Below are 11,987 nucleotides of genomic sequence, written 5' to 3'. Positions count from 1 at the left end.
CCCGGATCAGCGGGTGGCCAGGCGGAGCAGACCCCAGAGCTGGGCGACGGCGTCCTGGTCCCCCGCGGTGCCGATCTCGCGGTCGGGCAGCCTGCCCCACAGCCAGAGGTACATCGGCTCGGGATCCCCGGTGATCACCGCGTCCGCCGATCGCGCTCGTTCCGGCTCGGCGCGGTGCACGAACGTGCGGTTCAGGTCCGCGTGCACCAGCCAGGCCGCGTCCCCCACCGCCACTCCCACCGAGCACGGCCGGGTGGAGGTGATCCCGACCGCGTGCAGCCGGTAGCCGAGCCACAGCCGCAGCGCCTCGTCGATGCCGTCCAGCGCCAGGTCCGCGTCGATGGCGGTGCGCCGCACCCCGGCCGCCGCCTGCACGTCCACCCGGTGCACGGTCGTGGCGTGCAGCGTCCGGCGGATCCAGAACCGGACGGTGTGCTCCTCCGGCCACCAGGTCGGGCAGGCGTCCTGGGGTGGCCGGGTGCCGAACTCCGCGAGCAGCTCGGCGAGCCGGGCGGTGAACCGCGCGGTCACGCCGCGCAAGCTCACCGGGTCCGGCACGGCCCAGGCCCTCGCGGCCTGCTCCGACGCGCCCATCCAGCTCAGCGCGTCCTCGCACTGCCCGCCGAGGAACCAGATCGCCTCCGCGACCGTCCGGCCCGACGCCCCCGGGACCGGGACGTCCGGATGGACGTCGTGGGTCGCGGCGGTGAGCAGCTGCCCCTCGATCCCGATCAGGTCGAGCATCCGGCCGGGATCGATCGCCGCGGGCGGGTGCGGGGTCACCGGGCGGCTCCGGACAGGCCGCGGTCGACGACGGCGACGAATTCGGTGGCGTGCCGCAGGCAGAGCTCGGCCTCACCAGGGGTGATGCCGGGGCTGCCCGCCTCCGCCGCGGCCCGCCGCAACGAGCCCGCGGTGAAGTGCGCCGCCCACTCGCGCAGCTCGGGCGCGACCTCGGTGAGCTGGAGCCAGACGCTCCCGGAGCGCCGCGCGCGGCGACGCCAGGAGCGCGCCAGCACCACCGCCGTCGCGGCGCGCAGCGCGGCCAGGTGCGCGAAGACGTAGCGCTCGGTCGCCCGGCTCGCGTCCCGCGCGTCGTCCAGGCAGGCGTTCGCCTGCGCCAGCAGGCTGCGGGCCCCCGCGGGCGGAGCGGGTGCGGTGACGGGAGTCCAGGCGGCGCCGTCCTTGCGCCGGTCACCGGGGCGCTCGGGGGCCGCGTCGCACTGCCTGCGCCGAAGCGGGTCGCCGGGTCGGCGCTGCGCCGGGATGAACGGCGGTGCGGGCGGGTGGGCGGGTTGTGGCATCGGAGTTCTCCGCTCGGTCACGACGGTGCCGGTCCGGGCGCCGAGGGGGTGCCGGATCGGGGTGGGACGTGGTGAGCCGGGGGGAAGCCGGCCGCCCGGCCGCGGAGCGCTTCCCCCACCCCGCAGCCGGACGTGACGCGCGAACCGATGCCGGGGCCACGCCGTTCCCGGTGAACCAGGCGCACGCGGTCTCGAACTTCAGTTCGACGAGTCCAACAGTAGACCGCGCACCCGGGGAGCTCAAGGCCCACGGCGTAGATCACCTGTTCGAGTCAACCGGCACGTGGTGCGGCCACCAGCGCGGACGCGGCCCCGACGGCCGGGACGACCGGACACCGCCGGTGCTTGCCCGACCCTCTAGGGTCGGCTCGTGACAGCCGCGCCCTCACCGCACCCCGATCGCATCGTCGAGCTGACCGCCGACCAGCTCCGGGCCCGCCTCACCGAGGCGCTCCAGGTGTACGTGGACGCGATGAACTACCCGGCCTCCACCGCCCAGCAGCGCGCACCGATGTGGTCGGCCCACATGATGCGCGCGGGCTGGCGCTGCGTCGCCGCGTTCAACGACGCCGACGAGTTGATCGGCATCGGGTACGGCTACCTGGGCGTGCCGGGCCAGTGGTGGCACGAGCAGGTGCTGCGCGGCCTGCTGACGGCGGCGCCGCGCGCCGAGGCGGAGCAGTGGATGCACGACTACTTCGAGCTCACCGAGCTGCACGTGCGTCCGGACAGCCAGGGCGGCGGGCTCGGCGAGACCATCCTGCGGCGGTTGCTGCGCGGCGCACCTGGGCACAGCGTGCTGCTGTCCACGCCCGAGGGCCCGACCCGCGCGTGGAAGCTGTACCGGCGCGTGGGGTTCGGCGACGTGCTGCGCCACTACCAGTTCACCGGCGATCCGCGCCCCTTCGCGGTGCTCGGGCGATCCCTCCCCCTCGACCCGGCCTGATCACCCGGCCGGTGGAGGCGAGCGGCACCGGTCCCGGCGGCGGGGAGTTCCGCCACCCGCCCCGACGGGCGGGACGGGTGGCGGCCGGTCAGAGCTCGGCGAGCTGGTCGCGGAGGGTGTCCAGGCCCATCGACCCCAGCTCGAGCGCCCGGCGGTGGAAGTCCTTCGAGTCGAAGGCCGCCCCGTGGCGGGTGCGCGCGTCCTCCCGCGCGGCCAGCCACAACCGCTCGCCGATCTTGTAGGACGGCGCCTGCCCCGGCCAGCCCAGGTAGCGGTCGATCTCGTCGTGCACCTGCGCGGCCTCCGCGACGGTGCGGGTGAGCATGAACTCCGAGCCCAGCTCCGGCGTCCACCGCTCCCCCTCGTGGAAGCCGGTGCCCGCCGGGATGTCCAGCTCCAGGTGCATGCCGATGTCGACGATCACCCGGGCAGCGCGGAACAGCTGGTCGTTGAGCATCCCCAGCAGGTCGCCGTCGTCGCCGAGGTAGCCGAGCTCCCGCATCAGCCGCTCCGCGTAGAGCGCCCAGCCCTCCGCGTGCCCGGAGACCACGCAGGCGAGGCGCTGGAACTTGTTCAGCCGCTCGGCCTGGTGCACCGCCGTCGCGATCTGCAGGTGGTGGCCGGGAACGCCCTCGTGGTAGACGACCGTGGTCTCGCGCCAGGTCGGGAACTCCTCCCGGCCTTCGGGGACCGACCACCACATCCGGCCCGGGCGGGTGAAGCCGTCGGTGGGCCCCGTGTAGTAGGCGCCGACGCCCCCGCCGGGCGGGGCGATGCGGCACTCCAGGGCCATCAGCTCGTCGGGGATGTGGAAGTGCGTGCCGCGCAGGTCCCGCAACGCCTGGTCGGAGAGCCGCTGCATCCACTCCCGCAACTCCTGCTTGCCGCGCACCCGGTACCGCGGGTCGGCGTCGAGCGCGGCGGCGGCCTCGGCGGGCGTCGCGCCGGGCCGGATGCGTTCGGCGACCTCCTTCATCTCCGCCTCGATGCCCGCGAACTCGGCCCAGCCCCACTCGTAGGCCTCGCGCAGGTCGAGTGCGGCGCCGGTGAAGTAGCGGGACCAGAGCCGGTAGCGCTGCTCGCCGACGGCGTCGCGCTCGGGGGCCCGCGGCGCGAGCTCGGTGCGCAGGAAGCGGGCCAGCTCCGCGTAGGAGCCCGCGGCGGACTCGACCGCCGCGTCCAGCTCCGCGCGCAGCGGCCCGGGGACCTCGGCGCGCTCGGCGAGGTTCGCGAAGTAGGACGGGCGGCCGTCGGCGCCCGCCCAGGTGTCGCACTGCTCGGCCACCCGGGTGACCTGGCGGATGGCCGCGACCCGTCCCCGGGCGGCGGCCTCGGTGAGCCCGGCGCGCAGGTTCGCCACGGCTTCGGGCATCCGCTCCAGGCGCCGCGCGATCGTGCGCCACTGCTCGGGCGTGTCGGTCGGCATCAGGTCGAAGATCTGGCGGAGGTTCTGCACCGGGCTGGCGATGACGTTGAGCGCGGCCAGGTCCTCCCCGGCGTCGTGCAGCTCCACGTCCAGCCCGATGCGCTCCAGGAACACCGCCTTCGCGGCGCGCTCGCCCGCGTCGGCGGGCTCGGCGGCGGTCATCTCCGCCAGCGAGCGGCGGGCCAGTTCGGCACGAGCGCCGTGCGCGTCGGGCGAGTAGTCGGTCAGCAGTTCATCACCACCCGGAAGGCCGAGGGCGGTCGCCTCGATCGGGTCCAGCGCGGCGAGTTCGTCGACGTAGCGATCGCTGATCTGGTGGACGCCACTGCTCTCAGATGCCATGTGGCGAAGGTTATCGCGCTGGGAAGCGGATCCGGCCACCTTCGGTGGTCGGCGGTGATCTCGGACGTTCGGCGATCAACGAGGGCTCCTGCGAACATCACCGGCGTGCGAGGTGACACGATGCGCGGCCGCTCCCGGGTGGTCCTGCTGCTGCTCATGGCCATGGTCGGCGCACTGCTCAGCGGATGCCTGCACGCCGACGCTTCGATGACGCTCACCGAGGAGGACAAGGCCTCCGGCGAGCTGCTGCTCACCACCGACACCCCCGACGGGCAGGTGCCGTTCCGGTTGCGGCCACCGGACGACCTCGCCGAGCGGGTGCAGGTGGCCCCGTACTCGGAGCAGGGCCGGGTCGGTTCGCGACTGACGTTCCGGGATCTCGAGTTCGACGAGCTCCAGCGGCTCGGCGACTCGCTGAGCCCCGTCGAGTCCCGCTACCACCTGAACCTGGAGCGGAAGGGATCGCTCGTGGAGTTCACCACGATGCTGGACCTGACACCGCTGGCCGACACCGACTCCTCGGTGCAGGTGGAGCTCACCGCCCCGGGCGAGGTGACCACCACCAACGGCAAGGAGAGCTCGGGAGTCGTCACCTGGGCACCGGAACCGGGCGAGGTCAGCGAGCTCAACGCGACGTTCCAGTACAGCGGAACCGGGCTCGGGGCGGGTTGGCTGTGGACGATGATCCTCGCGGTGATCACGCTGGCCGCCGTGCTCGCCGTCGGCTTCCTGGCGCAGCGCACGCACGAGCGGGATCTCCCGGACTCGGTCAGCGGGCGCTCCTGAGCCCCCGCGCCCCCTGTGCGTCGCCGGGCGCGGACGTCGCGCAGGATGGGAAGGTGCCCATCAAGGAATCCTCACCGCAGCTGAACCTCCCCCGCGACGTGGACACGACCCCCGAGGACACCGTGGAAGCCGACCTGCCCGGCCGGGTGCAGCGCATCCTCGCCGACCACCTGGAGACCCGGCTCGACGAGTGCGTCGCGCTCGACGCCGGGTTCGGCGAGGCGGTGCGGGAGCTGAGCCGCTTCGTGCTCGGCGGCGGCAAGCGCATCCGGCCGACCTGCGCCTGGTGGGGCTGGCGCGCGGCGGGCGGCGCCGCCGAGGGCCCGGAAGCGGAGGCGGCGTTGCGGGCCGCGAGCGCGCTGGAGCTGATCCAGGCGTGCGCGCTGGTGCACGACGACCTGATCGACGAGTCCGACACCCGCCGCGGTCACCCGACGGTGCACCGCGCGTTCGCCCGCACCCACCACGAGGAGCGTTGGACCGGCGGTGCTTCCCAGTTCGGGATGAGCGCGGCGGTGCTGCTCGGCGACCTGGCGCTGGCCTGGGCCGATGACATGCTGCACGCCGCCGGGCTGGCGCCCGACGCGCTCGCCCGCGGACTGCGGCCGTGGCGGGCGATGCGGACCGAGATGCTGGCCGGGCAGTACCTGGACGTGTTCAGCCAGGTGCGCGGGGACGAGACCCCGGAGGCGGCGCTGCGGGTCGCGGAGCTCAAGGCCGCCTCCTACACGGTGGCGCGGCCGCTGCAGCTCGGCGCCGAGCTCGCGGGGGCGGACCCGGCGCGGCTGGCCGCGCTGGAGGCCTTCGGCCACGACATCGGCGTGGCGTTCCAGCTGCGCGACGACCTGCTCGGCGTGTTCGGCGACCCCGAGATCACCGGCAAGCCCGCCGGGGACGACCTGCGGGAGGGCAAGCGGACGCTGCTCATCGCCGAAGCGCTCCGGGAGGCGCGCGAGCGGGGGGACGAGCGGGACGCGGTGCGGCTGCGGTCGGTGCTCGGCGATCCCGGCGTGTCCCCGGAACGGATCGAGGAGGCCCGCGCCGTGCTGGTGCGACTCGGCGCGCAGGACGCGGTGGAGCGGCGGATCGCGGACCTGACGGCCTCGGCGCTGCGAGCGCTGGAGGAGGGCGGGCTGGCCGAGCCCGCGGTGACCCGGCTCCGCGAGCTCGCGGTGGCCCTCACGGACCGGACCCGCTGATGCGCCGGGTGCCGGGGCGCACGGAGCACGTCGTGATCGTCGGTGCGGGTCTGGCGGGACTCGCCTGCGCCCTGCACCTGGCGGGCGCGGGCCGGGAGGTCACCGTGCTGGAGCGCGAGGTTCGGCCCGGCGGGCGGGCCGGGCTGCTGGAGCTCGACGGCTACCGGATCGACACCGGCCCGACGGTGCTCACGATGCCGGAGCTGGTGGACGAGGCGCTGGCGGCGGTGGGCGACTCGCTCGCGGAACGGCTCGAGCTGATCCCGCTGCACCCGGCCTACCGCGCCTGCTTCGCGGACGGTTCGGCGCTGGACGTGCACACCGACGGCGAGGCGATGGAGCAGGAGGTGCGCCGCTTCGCCGGGGGTGCGGAGGCCGCCGGGTACCGGCGGTTGCGGCACTGGCTCACCGAGGTGCACCGGGCGGAGATGGGCCGGTTCATCGACGCCAACTTCGACTCGCCGCTGGACCTGGTGGGTCCCGAGCTGGCGCGGCTGGTGGCGCTGGGCGGGTTCGGCCGGCTGGGCCCGGCGATCGCTCGCTTCCTCTCCGACGAGCGGGTGCGGCGGGTGTTCTCGTTCCAGGCGCTCTACGCCGGCCTGGATCCGAGGCGGGCGCTGGCGCTGTACGCGGTGATCTCGTTCATGGACACCGTCGGCGGGGTGTGGTTCCCGCGCGGCGGGATGCACGCGCTGCCCACCGCGCTGGCCGCCGCCGCGGAAGGCGCCGGGGTGCGCTTCCGCTACGGCGCCGAGGTGGACCGGCTCGAACAGCGCTCCGGCCGCGTGGTGGCGGTGCACGCCGCCGGGGAGCGGATCCCGGCGGACGCGGTGGTCCTCACCCCGGACCTGCCGGTGGTGCGGGAGCTGCTGGGCGGCGGGCGGCGGCGGTTGCGCTGGTCTCCCTCGGCGGTGGTGGTGCACGCGGGCACGACGCGCTCCTGGCCGGGAACCGCGCACCACACCATCTCCTTCGGCTCCGCCTGGGAGGAGACCTTCACCGAGATCATCAAGCGCGGCCGGCTGATGAGCGATCCATCGCTGCTGGTCACCAGGCCGACCGCGAGCGATCCCGCCCTGGCCCCAGCCGGGGCGGAGCTGCACCACGTGCTCGCGCCCTGCCCGAACCTGCGCGCGGCGGACTTCGACTGGGAGCGGATCGGGCCCGCTTACCGGGACGAGCTGTTCGCGGTGCTGGAGGCCCGCGGGTTCACCGGTTTCGCCGATGCGGTGCGGGTGCAGCGGGTGGTCACGCCCGCCGGGTGGGCGGCGCAGGGCCACGCGGCCGGGACGCCGTTCTCCGCCGCGCACACCTTCGTCCAGACCGGCCCGTTCCGGCCGCGCAACCTGCTGCGGAATCCGGAGAACGCGGTGCTGGCGGGTTCGGGGACGACGCCCGGGGTCGGCGTGCCGCCGGTGCTGCTGTCCGGGAAGCTCGCCGCCCGGCGGATCACCGGGTAGCGGGGCTCCCCTCAACGGGCGGTCGCCCCGGCGAGCCCCCGGAGGCGTGGCGCCCGGCAGGCGACGGCTCGCGGGACCCGCGGACACGACGGTGCCGGGCCGCTGCGTCGCGGCCCGGCACCGGGCGGATCCGAAGTGCGTCGTCGTCCACCTCGCGGCCGAGGCCGCCGAGGTCCGCGGTTTAGAAGCCCATCGCCTGCGCCCTCCGCTTGACCTCGCGACCGCGATCGCCGCGCAGGGCGTCGATGGGCGTGCCGGGCAGCGTGTCGTCGGGGGTGAACAGCCAGGTGAGGATCTCGTCCTCGTTGTAGCCGTTGTCGCGGAGCAGGGTGATCGTGCCACCGAGCCCCTTCACCACCGCGCCCTCGGCGAGGAACGCGGCCGGGACGACGAGGATGCCGTCGCGGCGCATGGCGAGCAGGTGGCCGTCACGGATCATCTGGTGCACCCGGGTGACCACCAGCCCGAGCCGCTCGGCGACATCGGGCAGCGGGGTCATCTCCACGTCGGGAGCAAGCACATCCGGGGCAGCTGGGATAGAACTCACCCGGTACACGATGCCACAGCGGTCCGGACCGCAGCGCGCCCCGGAAGGGTCATCATCGAGTGCGCCGGGCCGCGGCCCCGGAGCGCCGCCCGGGCGACGATGCGCCCGCCCAATGCTGGAACAATCCGACGCAGGAAGCGGACACCTGCGGCTGGCGGACGGACACATGACTCCTGGAACACGACCCGGAAGCGGATCGGAGCTCGTCGGGGCCATGCTGGAGCGCCGCTACCGGGTGGACTCGGTGATCGCGCGGGGCGGCATGTCGGTCGTCTACCGCGGGCTGGACACCCGGCTGGACCGGCCGGTCGCGCTCAAGGTGATGGACGCGCACTACTCCGCGGACCCCTCGTTCGTGGACCGCTTCGAGCTGGAGGCCCGCTCGGCGGCCCGGCTGCACCACCCGGCGGTGGTCGCGGTCTACGACCAGGGCGTCGACCGGGAGGCCGACGGGGACCGGGTCTACCTGGTGATGCAGCTCGTGGAGGGCTGCACGCTGCGCGAGGTGCTGCTGGAGCAGGGCTCGCTGTCGCTGCCGATGGCGGTGGGCGTGCTGCGGCCGATGCTCTCGGCGCTGGCCGCCGCTCACCACGCGGGCATGGTGCACCGCGACATCAAACCGGAGAACGTGCTGGTCGGGCTGGACGGGTCGGTGCGGGTCGCCGACTTCGGGCTGGTGCGCGCGACCGCCTCAGCGGGCAACACCACCGGCAACGTCATCCTCGGCACCGTCGCCTACCTCTCCCCGGAGCAGGTGACGACCGGCGACGCGGACGCCCGCACGGACGTGTACTCGGCCGGGGTGGTGCTCTACGAACTGCTGACCGGGCGGCCGCCGTTCAACGGGGACACCGCGCTGTCGGTGGCCTACCAGCACGTGAACTCCGAGGTCCCACCGCCGAGCGAGCTGGTTCCGGAGCTGCCGCCCGCGCTGGACCACCTCGTGCTGCGCGCGACGCGGCGGGACCCGGCCGGACGGCCCGACGACGCCGCGGCCTTCCTGCGCGAGCTGGACCGGATCGCAGCCGACCTGGGCGTGCGCCCGGTTCCGGTGCCGGTCCCGGTGTCCGAGCAGCGCACCGAGCTGGTCTCCACCGACCCGGGCGGGCCGCCCACCGAGCGGATCGCCCCCATCACCGAGGCCTCCTTGCCGGATCCGGCGGCCTACGACCACGGCGGCCCGCGGGGCACCCGCGCGATGCCGCGCCCGCCGGCCGAGGAGGAGACCACCCACGAGATCGCGGCGGTGCGCCCCTCCCCCGCCGAGCTGCACGAGCAGGAGCGCAGGAAGGACGGGCGGCGGTTCGCGCTGTGGACGGTGGCGATCCTCGTCATCGCGGGTCTCATCGGCGGGACCGCGTGGTGGATGGGCAACGGCCGCTACATCCAGGTGCCCCGCGTGACCGGGGAGACCGAGCAGGTGGCCGTGCAGGTGCTGCGCGGCGCCGGCCTCACCGCTGAGATCGACCGGCAGCTCGACGACGAGGTGCCCGCCGGGACCGTGATCAGTTCTTCGCCGAAGCAGGGCGCGCGGACCCTCAGCGGGCAGTCGGTCGAGCTGGTGGTCTCACTGGGCAGGCCGAAGGTGCCGGACATCGCCGCGGGCACCAGCGTGGACGAGGCGCAGCAGGCCTTGCGCAGCGCCTCGCTGCGACCGGAGCGGGACGCCTCGGCGGACCAGTACGACTCGACGGTCCCGGAGGGCGCGGTGATCTCCGTGGACCCGGGCCCGGGCACCGAGCTGGCGATCAGCTCCCCGGTGCGGCTCGTCGTGAGCAAGGGCCCGCCGCCGGTTCCGGTGCCGGACGTCACCGGGGCCAGCAAGGACGAGGCGTTCGCCGCGCTCAGCGCCGCCGGATTCGAGCCGTACGAGGCGGGCAGGCAGTTCGACTCGAACGTCGAGGCCGATCACGTCATCACCACGGATCCCGCCTCGGGCACGGTGGTGAAGCTCTCCGGCAAGCCGCGCGTGGGCGTGGTGCTGTCGAACGCCGTGACGGTGCCGGACCTCAACGGCAAGAGCGCGCGGGAGGCCGAGCAGGAGCTCGCCGCGCTGGGCCTCGAGCTGGAGGTGCACTCGTTCTTCCAGCGGCCGGACGCGCTGATCCTGGGCCAGCTGCCGCTGGCGGGCAGCAAGGTCGAACCGGGCTCGAAGGTCGGGGTCACCGCGCTCTGACCTGGCGCTGAACCGGAGCGGACCCGCTCCCGAATGATCTTCAACGGATCATTCGGGAGTGGTCTCGACCGGATGTCGATCGCCGTGTGGAAACATGGGGCGCACGATGCCCCCGAGTCCGCCCACCGAGCTGGGCGCCGCGGACGACGCCGAGCAGGCCCGTCGCGGTGCCGCCGACACCACCACGAGTCCCGATCGCCGATCCGGTGCGGGGCGCGACCCCGGCACCCCGCGACTCCGCTTGCCGCTGCGCACGGTCGCGCTGGGTGCGATCGGTTCGCTGCTGCTGCTCGCCGGCTCGTTCGGCGGTGCCGGAGTGCTGGTGCACGATCCGATCCTCGGCTCGGGGCCGCTGTCGGCGATGCGCTACGGCCACGGCCGGGACCTCGCGCTCGCGGTGCTCTACACCGGTTTCGGCGTCCTGGTCTGGGCGTGGGTCCGGCTGGGGCGGGGCGTGCTGGCGGGACTGGTCGACTCGCGCGGGGTGCTGGCGGCCACGGCCGCGTGGGTCGGGCCGATGCTGATCGCTCCGCCGCTGTTCACCCGGGACGTCTACAGCTATCTCGGCCAGGGCCTGCTCGCGCTGCACGGGATCGATCCCTACGCGGTGGGGCCCTCCACGCTCACCGGGCCGATCCCGGACAACGTGCACCCGACCTGGCAGACCACGCCCGCGCCGTACGGACCGCTGTTCATGGGGATCGCCAAGGGCGTGATCCTGCTCGCCGGCGACGGCATGATCTCGAGTGTCATCGTGATGCGCCTGGTGCTGCTCTGCGGGCTGGTCATGTTGATCTTCGCATTGCCGGGTCTGGTGCGGGAACTCGGGGGCCGGTTGCCGGTGGCGCTGTGGCTCACCGCGGCCAGCCCGATGACCGTGGTCCACCTCATCGGCGGACCGCACAACGACATGCTCATGATCGGCCTGCTCGCGATGGGCACCCTGCTGGTGCTGCGCGGCAAGCACGCGGGCGGGATCGCGCTGGTGACGCTGGCGATGGCGATCAAGGCGACCGCCGGGGTGGCGCTGCCGTTCCTCGTGTGGATCTGGGCGGCCCGGCTGCCGGGCAACCGCTGGCAGCGGCTGCTGCGGGCGGGCACCGCCTCGGTGGCGGTCTTCGTACCGACCTTCGCCGCCTGCATGGCGCTGGCGAAGGTCGGCTTCGGCTGGCTGCCCGCGCTCTCCGCGCCCGGGATGATCGTCAACTACCTGTCCGCGCCGACCGGCGTCGGCCAGGCCGTGCACAGCCTGGTGTCGCTGTTCGCCGACGTCGACCGCGGCCCGTTCGTGGAGGTGGGCCGCACCCTCGGTTCGCTGGCGCTGGCGGCGGTGCTGCTCCGGCAGTGGTGGCTCGCGCAGGAGGGCGGGACGATCGCGGTGCGGCGCGCCGCGATCGGGCTGCTGGCGGCCGCGCTGCTGTCCCCGGTGGTGCTGCCCTGGTACCTGACGTGGGGCCTGGCCTTCGGCTGCGCGCTGCGCTGGACGCCGCGAGCCCTGGCCTGGGTGGTCGGGTCCTCGGTGGCGCTGGTGCTGGCCTACTACCCGGACGGCGAGCAGGCGATGTACAACTGGCCGTTCGTGGCCGTGGGAATCGGGGCCGCGGTGCTCGCGGGGCTGTCGCTGCTGCGCTTCGACCCGCTGGGCCTGAACAGGCTGCGGGGTGCGCCGGAGCCGTCAGCGGAAGTTCTGGAGCGGACGGGCTGACCGCCTGCCCCCGCTCGGCTTCTCCTCCTCCGCCCATCAGCGGCGCGTCGGCTGCGCAAGGTCGAGGCGGAGGATCCGCCGCCGCCCGGCCGGACG

Annotated in this window: 10 protein-coding genes; 6 read left to right on the top strand and 4 right to left on the bottom strand. The window is 74.3% G+C overall.

The features are described 5' to 3' along the window. Positions 1-6: 6 nt before the first annotated feature. Both ACL03H_RS08295 and ACL03H_RS08290 read right to left on the bottom strand, forming a co-directional pair. Positions 7-783: a maleylpyruvate isomerase N-terminal domain-containing protein gene (locus ACL03H_RS08295; protein ID WP_412810527.1), complete on the bottom strand. Its 777-nt coding sequence runs from the start codon at positions 781-783 to the stop codon at positions 7-9. After that, positions 780-1,304: an SAV_6107 family HEPN domain-containing protein gene (locus ACL03H_RS08290; protein ID WP_412810526.1), complete on the bottom strand. Its 525-nt coding sequence runs from the start codon at positions 1,302-1,304 to the stop codon at positions 780-782. The genes ACL03H_RS08295 and ACL03H_RS08290 overlap by 4 nt, the downstream gene beginning before the upstream one ends. A 370-nt stretch (positions 1,305-1,674) precedes the next feature. On the opposite strand from ACL03H_RS08290, the gene ACL03H_RS08285 reads away from it, so the two are divergent. Next, positions 1,675-2,250 carry a GNAT family N-acetyltransferase gene (locus ACL03H_RS08285; protein ID WP_412810525.1) on the top strand — a complete coding sequence of 192 codons (576 nt, stop codon included), beginning with the start codon at positions 1,675-1,677 and terminating at the stop codon, positions 2,248-2,250. A gap of 88 nt (positions 2,251-2,338) precedes the next feature. Here the strand turns inward: ACL03H_RS08285 and ACL03H_RS08280 are convergent, their stop codons facing one another. Continuing rightward, the gene (locus ACL03H_RS08280) at positions 2,339-4,018 is read right to left on the bottom strand and encodes a DUF885 domain-containing protein (RefSeq protein WP_412810524.1); all 1,680 of its coding nucleotides are present in this window, start codon (positions 4,016-4,018) and stop codon (positions 2,339-2,341) included. Between the two features lie 105 nt (positions 4,019-4,123). On the opposite strand from ACL03H_RS08280, the gene ACL03H_RS08275 reads away from it, so the two are divergent. The 3 genes from ACL03H_RS08275 to crtI all read left to right on the top strand — a co-directional run bounded on the left by ACL03H_RS08275 (position 4,124) and on the right by crtI (position 7,463). Beyond that, positions 4,124-4,804 carry a DUF3153 domain-containing protein gene (locus ACL03H_RS08275; protein WP_412810523.1) on the top strand — a complete coding sequence of 227 codons (681 nt, stop codon included), beginning with the start codon at positions 4,124-4,126 and terminating at the stop codon, positions 4,802-4,804. A 98-nt stretch (positions 4,805-4,902) separates the two neighbouring features. Then, positions 4,903-6,003 (top strand): polyprenyl synthetase family protein, encoded by a 1,101-nt coding sequence (locus tag ACL03H_RS08270; protein WP_412810660.1) that lies wholly within the window; start codon positions 4,903-4,905, stop codon positions 6,001-6,003. Beyond that, positions 6,003-7,463 carry a phytoene desaturase family protein gene (gene crtI / locus ACL03H_RS08265; protein WP_412810522.1) on the top strand — a complete coding sequence of 487 codons (1,461 nt, stop codon included), beginning with the start codon at positions 6,003-6,005 and terminating at the stop codon, positions 7,461-7,463. The genes ACL03H_RS08270 and crtI overlap by 1 nt, the downstream gene beginning before the upstream one ends. Positions 7,464-7,644: 181 nt before the next feature. On the opposite strand, the gene ACL03H_RS08260 is transcribed toward crtI, so the two are convergent. Beyond that, a complete protein-coding gene (locus ACL03H_RS08260) occupies positions 7,645-8,010 on the bottom strand; it encodes an Rv2175c family DNA-binding protein (protein WP_412810521.1) in 366 nt (121 codons plus the stop codon). A gap of 166 nt (positions 8,011-8,176) precedes the next feature. Here ACL03H_RS08260 and pknB point away from each other — a divergent pair, with 166 nt between their 5' ends. Then, on the top strand, positions 8,177-10,186 hold the full coding sequence (gene pknB / locus ACL03H_RS08255; RefSeq protein ID WP_412810520.1) for a Stk1 family PASTA domain-containing Ser/Thr kinase: 2,010 nt from the start codon (positions 8,177-8,179) through the stop codon (positions 10,184-10,186). Positions 10,187-10,292: 106 nt separating this feature from the next. Then, on the top strand, positions 10,293-11,891 hold the full coding sequence (mptB, locus tag ACL03H_RS08250; RefSeq protein WP_412810519.1) for a polyprenol phosphomannose-dependent alpha 1,6 mannosyltransferase MptB: 1,599 nt from the start codon (positions 10,293-10,295) through the stop codon (positions 11,889-11,891). Positions 11,892-11,987 lie beyond the last annotated feature (96 nt).

Origin of the sequence: Saccharopolyspora antibiotica (assembly GCF_047200635.1) — a bacterium.
In the GTDB taxonomy this organism is placed as follows: Bacteria; Actinomycetota; Actinomycetes; order Mycobacteriales; family Pseudonocardiaceae; genus Saccharopolyspora_C.
This window is presented reverse-complemented; position numbering and strand designations above follow the sequence as displayed.